We start from the raw sequence: 13,459 nt of genomic DNA on the forward strand, positions 1-13,459 counted from the left end.
CCCGGCCCCGTTTCATCTCTTACTATGACGGAAGAACATCTTCCAGTCCCTTGGTCAGTTCCAGCGCCTGCCGTTCGAACATGCGGCGATAGATGCCGCCCGGCTTACGGATAAGCGCGTCATGATCGCCTTCTTCCAAAATCTTGCCCTTGTCGAAGACCAGCAACCGATCAAGCGCACGAACCGTCGAAAGCCGGTGTGCAATGACAAGCGTTGTACGACCGATCATCAGCCGTTCCATTGCCTGCTGGATCAGCACTTCCGATTCTGAATCAAGGCTCGACGTTGCCTCATCCAGAATAAGGATCGGTGCGTCTGCCAAAAACGCACGCGCAATCGCCACACGCTGACGTTCGCCACCCGAAAGCTTCACACCACGTTCGCCAACGAGCGTCGCATAGCCCTTTGGCAGACGCATGATGAAGTCATGCGCACTGGCAAGCATTGCTGCATGCTCGATCTCGGCCTGAGTTGCGCCGGGGCGAGCATAAGCAATGTTCTCAGCCAGCGTCCGGTGAAACAGGATCGGTTCCTGCTGCACGATTGCAATCTGTGAACGCAACGACCCTTGCGTGACTTCGGCAATGTTCTGTCCGTCAATCTTGATGGCGCCGCCACTGACATCATAAAGACGCTGGATGAGCTTGACGAATGTCGTCTTGCCCGAACCCGAATGACCGACCAGACCAACCCGTTCACCAGCTTCGATCCTGACCGAGAAGTCGCGATAAAGAGCTGTGTCGTGACTGCCGTAATGGAAGGTGACGTTGTCGAATGTGATCTCACCATTTCCAATCTTGATTGCACCAGCACCTGGCCTGTCGGCAATGCCATAAGGCTCGGCTTCAATCTGAACCAGTTCTTCCATATCGTTAACCGAACGCTGCAGGTTGCGGATATGCATGCCAACGTCGCGCAGATAGCCCTGCAACATGAAGAAAGCAGTCAGAACGAAGGTGATATCACCGGCCGTTGCCTTGCCCTGGCTCCACAGATAGAGCGCAAAAGCAATGACCACGCCACGCATCACCAGTAGGTTTACCCCCTGAATGAAGCCGTTCAGCGTGCCGATCAGCCATGTGCGGCGTGTACGACCGCGCCACTTGGTGACGACCTTTGCGAGACGTCCATCTTCACGACCTTCCGCACCGAATGCCTTAACAACGGCATTGCACGAAATGGCATCGGCCAAAGCGCCACCCATACGTGTGTCCCAGCTATTGGCGAGCGTTGCTGCAGGCGCAACGAAGCCCAGTGAAATCACGATCGTGCAGACGATGAAAAGCACCGAGCCGATTGCAACCAGCAAGCCCATCATTGGCCAGTACCATGAGAGCAGCGCTACCGAGCCAAGCAGCATCAGGATTGATGGCAGCAAAGCAATGAGCAGCGTGTCATTGAGCAGATCGAGCGCCCACATGCCGCGCGAGACTTTGCGCACGGTTGATCCGGCAAAAGCATTTGCATGCCAGTCGGTCGAAAACCTCTGTAGCTTGCGAAACGAACTGGCTGCCATGTCGCTCATGATCTTCAGCGTGAAGTCGGTGATGACATAGAAGGTCAGCTGACGTGTGATCAGCGCCAGTGCACCCAGTGCAAGCAGGATAATCAGCGCATGAACCGCACCATCCCATGCGCTGTCTTTGCCAAGAGAAAGGGCGTCAACGAGCCGCCCGGAATAAAGCGGTGTGAGAACATCTGCGGCCGTTGCAAGCAGCATGCTGATGATAATCAGCGTCAGCCGCAGAGGCTGACTTCGCCAGTGGCCAAATGTGTAGCCGAGGACATTGCGGAAGGCAGGTCCCCGGAAATCTATACGAAACCGAGTCATGTGAATAATACCAGGCCGCGAAGACGGATTCTGGTTCCTTTAAAATCATTTTCAGCAAAGGTGCGATGCGGTTATGCGCCGGACAATGCGTGAAAACGAAGACAAAACAAACAGCTGAAAATAGCTGCGGCAAATTTGGGAGTTGTTAGGAATGTGCCCTTTTAGGGAGGGCGGTCAGGCCTTAGCCTGCAACACGGGCCAAAGACTTAAAGCTTGGAAGCACCCGCATTAACACCGGGCACCGACGGAAATGGATAGACACGCATCTCATACCTCTTGCCAGTGTTTCAGATGGCTGCACAATAAATGAGCAAAAGCATTTGCCAAGTGGCAAAATGCAGAAATTTTATTTCAATCTATTGAGTGTGGCAAAAATGCTGCCTTACAGCTTTCGAGGCCACGCGGCGAGCTTGCGCGCAAAATGTGAGATCGTTGCATGCAAGAGCATGGTGAAGGCCGCCAGCACGAAAAGGCTTGCGAACATGAGATCGACCTTGGCGCGCCCATTGGCGAGCAGCATCAGATAACCAAGCCCTTTGGATGCGCCCACCCATTCGCCGACCACGGCGCCGATGGGTGCATAGACGGCAGCCAAGCTTAAACCCGAGGCAAGTGACGGGAAAGCTGCCGGGATGCGAATGCGAAACAGAATTTGCATCCGTTTCGCACCGAGATTTTCGGCGGCATTGATCAGCGTCTGATCGGTACGCTGCATTCCATCCAGAAAGGTCGAGACGACCGGAAAGAAGATCATCAGAATGGTGACAGCGATTTTGGATGCAGGGCCGTAGCCGAGCCAGAGTGTCAGGATGGGCGCAAGCGCAAATATCGGGATAGCCTGAGAGAACACCATCACTGGCATGACCAGCCGTTGTGCAAGAGGCGACATCATCAGGCCGATGGCTGTCAGCACGCCAATGGCAGAGCCGAGGAAAAGCCCGCCCAGCACTTCGCCAAATGTCACGACGGCATTGTCGGCAATCAGCTGCGCATTGGTAATGAGCGATTGCACGACGTCGAGCGGGCCGGGCAAGATGAAGCGTGGCATCTGCCAGATGCTCACCACAGCCTGCCACAGTGCCAGCACAGCAACCGCCGACAGAAACCCGTCGGCGATGCGTTTTTTGCGCGAGCGAGGAGCGATGCTCGTCATGCTTCTTTGAGACCCATGCTCCAGAAGTTCGCTTCGAGCCTGCTGGCCGTTGCAAAAATCTGGCAGAGCTTTGGCCAGCGTGGGCTGCTCTCGAAATCCGTACCAATGCGATCTTTCGCGGCCTGATCAAAGAGCTTGCCAACCGTGTGGCACATCTCCTGATAATCAGCGCCCGCATAGGTGTCGATCCACTCCTGATAGGGCGTACCGGCTTTTGCCGTGGCTGCGAGATTGACCCCGATTTCGCCATAGCCATGTGCGCAGGGAACCAGTGCGGTCAGCAGATCGAGAAAATCGCCAGCCTGCCCGCAATCGAGTACATAACGCGTATAGGCGAGGTTCTCCGGCTCTTCTTTTGTGTTGTAAAGCTCGTCTTCACTGATGCCTTCGCGGGCGCAGATGCCGATATGCAGTGGCAATTCCGTAACCGCAAGCCCATGCATGATTTCGGCGCAAAGCCGTGTTTCCTGAAGACTGCCTGCCTTCACGACACCGAGCGCAAAGGCGCGGGCATAGTGATGCAGATAGACATAGTCCTGCCGGAGATAATGCAGGAACGCCGATTTCGGCAGCGTGCCATCTCCAAGCCCACGGACAAACGCATGATCGATGTAGGGCTTCCAGTCATCAAGGGTTGCTGCCCGCAGACGGGTAAATAATTCAGACGAATAATGCGGCTGTGGCTGGCTCATGACTTGCTCCCTTCCGCGTTGACGTCGATGGCGAATTTTTCGACCGGCAGGATGGAGGGCACCAGACCGTTATCCTTGAGATAGGTTTCGTAGCGGCTCCAGCGTCCATAATCGAGGCTTGCGGGTGAGCGCGAGAAACGGGCAACCGTGTCTTTCCAGGCGCGCTGGTTCAGTTCGTCTTTGAGTTCAGAACTGTAAGACGCAAACAGGTCGTAGCTTTGCTCTGGATGATTGACGATATATTGCGCGGCCTTTTCGGTGGCTGCGAGGAAGCGCGAAATCCGCTCTTTTTCGCTCGCATCAAGCTTGTTGGAATTGGCGACATAAACCAGCTCGTCATAGACCGGCACGCCTTCTTCCTCGACGAAGAAGCATTTGCCCGCGACCCCTTCAACCGCCATCTGGTTGAGTTCAACATTGCGATAGGCACCCATCACCGCATCAACCTGCTTCGACATCAGCGATGGCGCGAGCGAGAAATTCACATTGATGAGTTCAACATCGGACAACTGAATGTCGTGCTTTTTGAGAATGGTGCCAAGCACCGTTTCTTCAACACCAGCGACCGAGAAGCCTATCTTCTTGCCTTTGAGGTCGGTAATTGAATTGACCGAACCATCGTCACGCACCATCAGGCAATTGAGTGGAGAATCGACCAGAGTGCCGACGCGGATCAGGGGAATATCGGCATGAACATCGAGATGCACCTGCTGCTGATAGGAAATTGCCAGATCAGCCTGTCCAGCCGCAACCATTTTGGGTGGCACGGATGCATCTGCAGGGGCGATGATTTCCACATCAAGACCCGCATCCTTGAAGTAACCAAGCTTGTCGGCCACGATGATCGGCCCATGATCCGGGTTCACATACCAGTCGAGTATGAGTTTGAATTTATCGTTCGCGTGAGCTGCCTGAGCTGACATCAGGGCAAACGAAGCCGTGGCGCTGAAAAGCGCAGCAAGAGCTAGTTTTTTCATAATTCCTCCGGTTAAACCGTTTGGGTCTGTTTTACGTAAGGTCGAGTAACTTCGATCCATTGCCGTACTCGGGCTTCGGGATCGGGGTTGAGAGTGATGTCAGTGACGACTGAAATTATGTCAGCTCCGGCTTTAAAGACGCCCGGCGCGCGCTCCACATTCATACCGCCAATGCCAACAAGCGGAATATCGCCAAGAGTGGCTTTCCATTGGCTGACGCGGTCCAGTCCCTGTTCATGCCACTTCATTTTTTTGAGAATGGTCGGATAGACCGGGCCGAGCGCGATATAGGCTGGCTTTAGCGCTAATGCGCGATCAAGCTCCGCCTTATCATGGCTGGATACACCGAGCTTCAAGCCGCCCGCACGGATAGCATCGAGATCGGCGTCATCAAGGTCTTCCTGACCGAGATGTATGAAGTCGCAGCCTTCCTCAATAGCCAGTTTCCAGTAGTCATTGACGATGAGCTGGCAATCATATTGCGCGCAAATTTCGCGTGCTGCGCGGATTTCTGCGCGCAGTTGCGTGTCGTCCTTATCCTTGATGCGCAGCTGCACGAGTTTGATGCCAAGCGGTACCATGCGCTCACACCAACTGGCGCTGTCAAAGATCGGGTAGAACGGATCGAGGAGCATTACAAAAACGCCTTTCCGATGAGGGGAGTGGAGGGGGCTGCCATGTCGCGGGCCTCAATCGGATCGGCTTCATAGGCGATACGACCAGCTTCAACAGCGAGCGCAAAAGCGCGGGCGATAGCGCAAGGATCGCCCGCTTTGGCAACGGCGGTGTTGATCAGCACGGCATCAAAGCCAAGTTCCATTGCGGTTGCAGCGTGCGATGGCACGCCAATACCGGCATCCACGACCAGTGGAATATCGGGGAAATGCGCGCGCATGGTTTTAAGCGCATAAGGATTGTTGAGGCCGCGACCTGAACCAATCGGTGCGCCCCATGGCATCAACACCTTGCAGCCTGCCTCAATCAGTTTTTCCGCAACTACAAGATCGTCATTCATATAGGGAAAGACCTCAAAGCCTTCATCGCAGAGAATTCGTGCTGCTTCGACCAGCCCGAAAGGATCGGGCTGCAACGTGTCGTGATCGCCGATGACTTCAAGCTTGATCCAGTTGGTGCCAAAAACGTCACGCGCCATTTTTGCCGTGGTCACTGCTTCGCGTGCGGTATGACACCCAGCAGTATTGGGCAGAACCGAAACACCCAGATCCTTGATGAGTGTCCAGAAATCCTGACCGGCACGCATATTCCCGCTCTCGCGCCGCAGCGAAACCGTCACGATTTCCGTCTTTGACGCGCGAACGCTGTCAGCAAGAATAGAGGGGGAGGGATATTGTGCCGTTCCCAATAGCAGGCGGCTTTCAAATGTTTTTCCGTAAAATTCCAGCATCTTAGCCTCCCTGCATGGGTGCAAGCACTTCGATGCGGTCGCCTTCACCGATCAGGGTGGCTTCGCGTTCGTCGCCTGGGATGAATTCGCCATTGAGCGCGGTTGCCACCACCGCTTCATCAAGTTCGATTTCTGCAAGCAGGGCTGAAAGATTGGTGCTCGTGGTTTCAAAGACCGCGCCGTTTAAAACGATGGTCATGCCAGTTCCTCTAAAAATTCAGGCCTATGTTCGGCTTCAGTTGCAGCCGCAACCGCCATGCGTGCGACCGCAGGCGAGAGCAGAAAGCCGTGCCGATAAAGCCCATTGACATAGATGGTTTGGCCACGTTTGCGCACACGCGGCAGATTGTTGGGGAAGGCCGGGCGGGCATCGACACCGGTTTCGAGAATTTCCGCCTCGCCAAATGCCGGATGCAGCGCATAGGCGGCGCTCAGCATTTCCAGCGTCGAGCGGATGCTGATGCCGCCCCGCTCATCGCTTTCGATCATGGTTGCGCCGATCATGTGGATGCCGTCGCCACGCGGCACGATATAAAGCGGAATGCGTGGATGCAGTAGGCGCACAGGGCGCGAAAGATTGATGTCGCGGGAGCGAACAATAAGCATTTCGCCCTTCACGCCGCGCAGATCCTGCAACTGATCACGCGCCGCAAGACCACGCGCATCGACGGTGATATCGGTGTCGATCTTTACGTCTTTCGCATCCTGTCCCAGATGAAATACCACGCCTTTTTTCTGAAGATTCTCGGCAAGTTCAATCAGCGTGTTGCGTGGGTTGAGGTGGCCTTCTTCAGCAAAGAAGAGCCCCTGCCGGAAACGGCCTGCGAGGTCCGGTTCCAGCGCCTCGATCTGTTCCTGATCAATGGTATCAAAGGCCTCCGTCCGACGGGCAAAGCGGCGAAGTTCGGTCGCATCGCGTGTGTGGGATATGACGAGCGTTCCCTTGCGGCGAACGGTTGAAACATGCCGTTCCCACCAGTCAATTGCTTGCTTCCCAAGCCGCACGACTGGTTCTTCCGCACTTTCGCCTTCGCACCATGGGGCGAGCATTCCACCGGCAAACCAGGAGCAGCTGTCGGAGCCGATCTCAGTGCTTTTGGCAATGACAGTGACTGCATGTCCCTGATCGCTGAATTCTGTAGCGCAGGCAAGGCCAGCAACACCTGCGCCAATGATGGTCACACGCATCAGACTGTCTCCCACAAATTATGGAAGTGATGCACAGGACCATGCCCGCTGCCGACTTTAAGCTTGTCTGCGTTCTGGATCGCGCCTTGCAGATAGGCGTGGGCCTCGCGGAGTGCTTGCTCAATAGGGAGATACTTACCAAGTCCGGCTGTAATTGCGGAAGATAGCGTACAACCCGTTCCATGCGTGTTTTGCGTGTAGATGCGCGGTGCTTCAAGCCGGATCGTTGGCTGGTCACTGCGGATCAAAAGGTCCGTACAGATTGCGCCTTCCGCATGTCCGCCTTTCATCAAGACGGCTTTGGCGCCAAGCTTTAGCAAAGCACGGCCCTGTTCCTCTGCCTCGTCTTCATTGCTTGCCATTGGTCCATCGAGAAGGCAGGCAGCTTCCGGTCTGTTGGGGGTTAAAATGGCTGCAAGCGGGATCAGCTTTTCGCGCAGGATCGAAATAGCATCTTCACTCAACAAGCGATCACCTGATTTGGCGATCATCACCGGATCAAGAACGATAGGGCCGGAAAAATGCTCGAGGCTTCGCGCGACTGCCTGAATTGTCTTAGGAACCGAAACCATGCCAATCTTTACCGCAGCGACATTGAGATCGCTGAAAACCGCATCGATTTGTCCGGCGACAATTTCCGGTGGCACATCATGCACCGCTGTTACAGCACGTGTATTCTGCACCGTGATAGCGGCAATGACGCTGGCGCCATAGACGCCGAGTGCCGAGAATGTTTTCAGATCGGCCTGAATGCCCGCGCCTCCGCTGCTGTCAGAGCCCGCAATAGTCACGCATATGGGCACGGATGCCGCACTGCTGTTTGGTGTAGTTCGGGAGAAACTGTTTTTTTGGTCCATCATGACGTCTCTCATTCCGAACGGAAAAATGAGACGTCATGAACCTGTTTGGAGCTTGAACTCCGATGAGGGAACTCCCTCGGTCGCGACGCGTCAAACTCCGTTCCCTACGCAGGTATTACCCGGATCAGGTTCAATGGGTTAACGCGATCAGCGTCTCTCAGCCTTTTGTGTCGCAACATCGGACGGAAAACCGCTAAGCACTTTTCCTGATATTGCTTCGAAGGCACCCCAACGAATTTTGCGCTTTAAGGCATAGGCCGGAACGGCAGGCCGGTCAAGAGACAGAGCAAAGCTCTCAAAAATTCAAAATCACAGGTGCTAATTTAGCGATTCCTATAATTTGTATATAATTTGTTAAAATTATACGCAATAAGCTATCCACGGGATTGTTTCGTCCTGCTACAGACAGTTTGGTCTGATTCTCCAGACACGAGAACAGAGAACATCCAGTCAGGATTAGTCTGATGAGGGGACAATGATGAGGAAGCGGGAAGCCGGTCAGGCTCGCTCGGATGGTGCCATGGCGCGCACCTCCGAAGAAGATTTCCGCGTTCTTTTTACAACCCATCCGACGCCGATGTGGGTCTATGATCCTGAAACGCTGCATTTCATTGTCATGAATGAAGCGGCCCATGGGCTCTATGGTTATTCCGTTGACGAAATACCCGGCATGACGGTGCTGGACATCCGCCCACAGACCGAACGTGACAGAATGTTTGCCGCAGTGCGCGACAGGAGTGATCTGGAACGCCCCGAGCGCTGGCAGCATTTGAAAGCCAACGGCCAGACCATTGATGTTCTGACTTACGGGCGTCAGGTTATTTTTGATGGAAAGCAGGCGATCCTGGCAATTGTGCAGGATATTACCGAGCTGGAAGAAGCTAACCGGCAGGCAAATCATGTGCAGTCCCTGCTCGACAGTCTCATCAATAATTTGCCGCTTGGCGTGTTCGTCAAGGACATGAAGGATCAGGGGCGTTACCTCCTCTACAATCAGGCGGCGTCCAGCATCAGCGGGCACGATATTGATCGAGTTATCGGTTCGATTGACGCAGAAATCTTTCCGATTGAGGAAGCAAAGCTTCTGACCCAGCAGGATCGTCGGGCCATGCGCCGCGGCAATGTATTGACGGTTGAACGCGATATCCGTTGCGCGGATGGTAAGCCGCGCCGGATGCGGATTATAAAACGCTCGATCCCTCCGATAGAGGGCGATCAGCCGCGTTATCTCATTGGATTGATAGAGGATACAACGGAGCAGCGGCAGATTGAGGAACGCATGGCCCATGTTGCCATGCATGACAGTCTGACGGATTTGCCTAACCGTGCCTATTTCTCGCAGCATATGGCCGGGGTGTTGAAAAAGAGAGACCGCGCTCCTGCATTCGCGCTGTTTTATCTCGACATTGATCATTTCAAGACCATCAACGACAGCAGCGGTCACCAGATTGGTGATCTGCTTCTCCAACAGGTTGCGGTTCGTCTCAAGAATATCATCAGTGATCAGTTTATCGCGCGGCTTGGAGGCGATGAATTCGCCATCATTTATCACTGCGATACGGTTGAACAGATTGCCATGTTTGCCGACCGTCTCCTTTCGGCATTTCAGGATCCATTCGATCTGGGCGATATCTCGGAATTTGTGACATGTAGCATCGGTATTGCGCAGGCGCCTATGCATGGTGACGATCCCGATGTGCTGATGCGGAATGTCGATCTTGCACTTTATGCGGCCAAGGCAGATGGCAGACGTACCTTCTGCTTTTATCAGCATTCCCTGCGCCTTGCCGTTGAGAAACGTCATGCCATGACGACCGACTTGCGGCTGGCTTTGGCAGCGCAGCAGTTCGAGTTGCATTATCAGCCGATATTCAATCTTGAAACCGGACGTATATCCGGTTTTGAAGCCTTGCTACGTTGGTATCATCCCGTATTGGGCATGGTCTCCCCGGTCGAATTTATTCCGATTGCCGAAGAGGCAGGACTAATCGGCCCCATCGGTGATTGGGTTCTTGGCGAGGCATGTCGGGAGGCAGCTTCATGGCCCGACGACATCAAGGTCTCGGTCAATCTTTCTCCGGTCCAGTTCAATCAATGCACGCTGCTTGATTCCGTGAAGGACGCATTGCTTGCAGCGCGGCTTTCACCGGATCGTCTCGAGCTGGAAATTACGGAATCGGTCTTTCTGCAAAACAGCAAGCACAATACTGAGCTGCTGTTCGAGTTACGCCGATTGGGTGTACGCATTGCCATGGATGATTTTGGCACCGGTTATTCGTCTCTGAGCTATCTGCGTTCTTTTCCTTTTGACAAGATCAAGGTTGACCGGAGCTTCGTTTCCGGCATTGAAATTGATAGCCGTGATCTGGCGATTATTCAGGCTGTCGCAACGCTTGGAGCGGGCTTCAAGATTGTCACAACCGCCGAAGGGGTTGAAACAACACAACAGCTTGAATGTCTGCGTAAACAGAATTTCGGTGAAGTGCAGGGCTTCCTCATGGGACGCCCGATGCCTGCAGCCGACGTGCTGGAATTCATCCAGACCCGTTGCGGATCGATCCTCGCGACGATGCAGCCACAGAACGAAATGGCAGTCTGAAAATCATTCCATATTAAGGCTTGACCTTCCAACGGTGGGAAGGGTTATTTATTGTGCAACTCGTAATATCGCTCCTCAAAACAGGGGCTGAAAGGGATTGCCATGAACAAGCCAGTCAAACCCGAAAACACAAGTTTTGCCATTCCCGTTGAGGGCATGAGCTGCGCGTCCTGTGTGTCTTCCATTGAGAAAGCCGTTGCGAAAGTGCCGGGCGTTGAAAAGGTTCTGGTCAATCTTGCGACCGAACGCGCTGATGTAACTTTTAAAGCAGCCCCCGATATGCCTGCGGTCATCGATGCCATCCGCAAGGCCGGTTACGACGTACCATCCGGGAGCGCCGATCTCGCTATCGAAGGCATGACCTGTGCGTCCTGTGTCAGCAAAGTTGAAAAGGCATTGAACGCAGTTCCGGGTGTTACCCGCGCCAGTGTCAATCTTGCGACCGAGCGTGCACATGTAGAGCTTGCGGGTCAGGTGCCACTCAGCGACCTTATCAAGGCTGTCAAAACTGCAGGCTATGAGGCTCGTTCGCTTGATGAAGTGCGCAGCGATGCGAAGCAGGAAACGCAATCTGACAAGCGCGATGCCGAAGCGCTCGAACTGAAGAAGAACGTGATCCTTGCCGCAGTTCTGACGCTGCCGGTTTTCATTCTTGAAATGGGATCGCATATCGTTCCCGCTATGCACATGTTCGTCATGAACACAATCGGAATGCAGAACAGCTGGTATTTCCAGTTCGTTCTCACCACACTGGTGCTGTTCGGCCCCGGAATGCGCTTTTTCAAGAAAGGCATTCCCGCATTGCTGCGTGGCACACCGGACATGAATTCTCTGGTGGTGGTCGGAACGGCAGCTGCATGGGGCTTCTCGGTCGTTGCAACCTTCTGGTCTGATATTCTGCCCGAAGGCACAGTGAATGTTTACTTCGAGGCAGCGGCAGTCATTGTCACGCTGATCCTGATCGGTCGTTATCTGGAGGCGCGTGCCAAGGGTCGCACCTCGGCTGCAATCAGTCGTCTGGTCGGTTTGCAGGCAAAATCTGCGCGCGTCGTGCGCGATGGTGAGACGGTCGATGTGCCGCTCGACGATGTGCTGGTCGGCGATATCGTGCAGGTGCGTCCGGGCGAAAAGGTGCCGGTGGATGGTGAGGTGATTGAGGGTTCGTCCTATGTGGATGAATCGATGATTACCGGCGAGCCAGTACCTGTCGCCAAGGAAGAAGGCGCAGAAGTTGTCGGTGGTACGATCAACAAGACTGGCGCTTTCACGTTCCGCGCGACCAAGGTTGGCCGCGATATGGTCATCTCGCAGATTGTGCGCATGGTCGAGGATGCACAGGCCGACAAGCTGCCTATTCAGGCAAAAGTCGATAAGGTGACGGGCTGGTTTGTGCCTGCGGTTCTGGCTGCTGCTGCACTGACCTTCGTGGTCTGGCTGGTGATCGGCGGCACAGGCATGATGGGCTTTGCGCTGGTCAATGCCATCGCTGTGGTCATCATCGCATGCCCTTGTGCCATGGGCCTTGCAACGCCGACCTCGATCATGGTCGGAACGGGTCGTGCAGCCGAGTTCGGTGTGCTGTTCCGTCGTGGCGATGCACTGCAAACGCTGCGTGATGCCTCGGTGATCGCTGTCGATAAGACCGGCACACTCACTCAAGGCAAACCTGCACTTGCACATTTTGCTGTTGTCGATGGTGTTGACAAGGATGAAGCCCTGGCGCTGGTTGCGGCTGTTGAGGCTCGTTCTGAGCATCCGATTGCTGATGCCATTGTTACCGCAGCAAAGGAAAAAGGCCTTAAGCTTGCCGATGTCTCAGCCTTTGAATCTGTCCCGGGCTTTGGCCTGAAAGCCAGTGTTGCCGGTCATGAAGTTGTGATCGGTGCTGATCGTTATATGGCAAAGCTTGGCTTTGACGTGGCTGTTTTTGCCGATGATGCAAGTCGCCTTGGCGATGAGGGCCAGACACCGCTTTATGCAGCAATTGATGGCAAGCTTGCCGCGATCATCACGGTTGCCGATCCAATGAAGGAAACCACGCCTGCAGCCATTGCTGCGATGCATGAACAGGGTTTGAAAGTGGCTATGATTACGGGCGACAACCGTCGCACGGCGCAAGCCATTGCCAAGCGTCTGGGCATTGATGAGGTGGTGGCCGAAGTATTGCCTGACGGCAAGGTCGAAGCCTTGAAGCGCCTCTCGGCAGGTGGCAAGCGTATTGCCTTTGTTGGTGATGGCATCAACGATGCGCCAGCCCTTGCTGCGGCCGATGTCGGCATTGCCATTGGTACGGGCACGGATATTGCGATTGAAAGTGCAGACGTTGTGCTGATGTCGGGTGATCTGCGTGGTGTGGTGAATGCGATTGCGATCTCGAAGGCAACGATCCGCAATATCAGCGAAAACCTGTTCTGGGCCTTTGCCTATAATGTGGCGCTGATCCCGGTTGCAGCTGGTATCCTTTATCCGTTCACCGGCACGTTGCTGTCGCCTGTTTTGGCTGCTGGCGCCATGGCGCTTTCAAGCATCTTCGTCTTGAGCAATGCTCTGCGCCTGAAAGGCTTTAAGAGTCCGATGGCGAGCTGATAAAAGAAATATTGGAATAGTTACATCGGCAGTCGTAAAGGCTGCCGATTCATTAATGTGAATTTTTAGATACGCGCCTCTGGATTTTTCATTTTACAGCCTATGTGGATGAACAGGCAGCTGGTGTTGCGTGGCAAAGGATTTGCTGCGACACTTCCACCCAAATCA

Annotated in this window: 11 protein-coding genes and 1 riboswitch; of the genes, 2 read left to right on the forward strand and 9 right to left on the reverse strand. The window is 54.4% G+C overall.

The features are described 5' to 3' along the window. Positions 1–22 precede the first annotated feature (22 nt). The 9 genes from C9380_RS01955 to thiD all read right to left on the reverse strand — a co-directional run bounded on the left by C9380_RS01955 (position 23) and on the right by thiD (position 8,103). On the reverse strand, positions 23–1,831 hold the full coding sequence (locus C9380_RS01955; RefSeq protein WP_024898121.1) for an ABC transporter ATP-binding protein: 1,809 nt from the start codon (positions 1,829–1,831) through the stop codon (positions 23–25). Positions 1,832–2,213: 382 nt separating this feature from the next. After that, positions 2,214–2,984, reverse strand: coding sequence for an ABC transporter permease (locus C9380_RS01960; protein WP_128092881.1), 771 nt, complete (start codon positions 2,982–2,984; stop codon positions 2,214–2,216). Further along, positions 2,981–3,676: a thiaminase II gene (gene tenA / locus C9380_RS01965; RefSeq protein ID WP_128092882.1), complete on the reverse strand. Its 696-nt coding sequence runs from the start codon at positions 3,674–3,676 to the stop codon at positions 2,981–2,983. The genes C9380_RS01960 and tenA overlap by 4 nt, the downstream gene beginning before the upstream one ends. Continuing rightward, positions 3,673–4,653 (reverse strand): ABC transporter substrate-binding protein, encoded by a 981-nt coding sequence (locus tag C9380_RS01970; protein ID WP_128092883.1) that lies wholly within the window; start codon positions 4,651–4,653, stop codon positions 3,673–3,675. Before C9380_RS01970 ends, tenA begins: the two co-directional genes overlap by 4 nt. 11 nt (positions 4,654–4,664) lie before the next feature. Next, entirely contained in the window at positions 4,665–5,288 is a 624-nt protein-coding gene (locus C9380_RS01975) for a thiamine phosphate synthase (protein WP_111785747.1), read from the reverse strand. Beyond that, entirely contained in the window at positions 5,288–6,058 is a 771-nt protein-coding gene (locus C9380_RS01980) for a thiazole synthase (RefSeq protein WP_128092884.1), read from the reverse strand. The genes C9380_RS01975 and C9380_RS01980 overlap by 1 nt, the downstream gene beginning before the upstream one ends. A 1-nt stretch (position 6,059) precedes the next feature. After that, positions 6,060–6,257 carry a sulfur carrier protein ThiS gene (thiS, locus tag C9380_RS01985; RefSeq protein ID WP_024898115.1) on the reverse strand — a complete coding sequence of 66 codons (198 nt, stop codon included), beginning with the start codon at positions 6,255–6,257 and terminating at the stop codon, positions 6,060–6,062. Next, positions 6,254–7,246 carry a glycine oxidase ThiO gene (gene thiO, locus C9380_RS01990; RefSeq protein WP_128092885.1) on the reverse strand — a complete coding sequence of 331 codons (993 nt, stop codon included), beginning with the start codon at positions 7,244–7,246 and terminating at the stop codon, positions 6,254–6,256. Before thiO ends, thiS begins: the two co-directional genes overlap by 4 nt. Continuing rightward, positions 7,246–8,103, reverse strand: a complete 858-nt coding sequence (gene thiD / locus C9380_RS01995) for a bifunctional hydroxymethylpyrimidine kinase/phosphomethylpyrimidine kinase (protein WP_128093617.1) — start codon at positions 8,101–8,103, stop codon at positions 7,246–7,248. Before thiD ends, thiO begins: the two co-directional genes overlap by 1 nt. 87 nt (positions 8,104–8,190) lie before the next feature. Further along, positions 8,191–8,347: riboswitch (TPP riboswitch) on the reverse strand. A gap of 237 nt (positions 8,348–8,584) precedes the next feature. Here thiD and C9380_RS02000 point away from each other — a divergent pair. Beyond that, the gene (locus C9380_RS02000) at positions 8,585–10,705 is read left to right on the forward strand and encodes a putative bifunctional diguanylate cyclase/phosphodiesterase (RefSeq protein WP_128093618.1); all 2,121 of its coding nucleotides are present in this window, start codon (positions 8,585–8,587) and stop codon (positions 10,703–10,705) included. A gap of 102 nt (positions 10,706–10,807) precedes the next feature. Then, a complete protein-coding gene (locus C9380_RS02005) occupies positions 10,808–13,291 on the forward strand; it encodes a heavy metal translocating P-type ATPase (protein WP_128092886.1) in 2,484 nt (827 codons plus the stop codon). Positions 13,292–13,459: the final 168 nt, after the last annotated feature.

The sequence above is a fragment of the Brucella pituitosa genome, assembly GCF_003049685.1.
Lineage (GTDB): Bacteria > Pseudomonadota > Alphaproteobacteria > Rhizobiales > Rhizobiaceae > Brucella > Brucella pituitosa.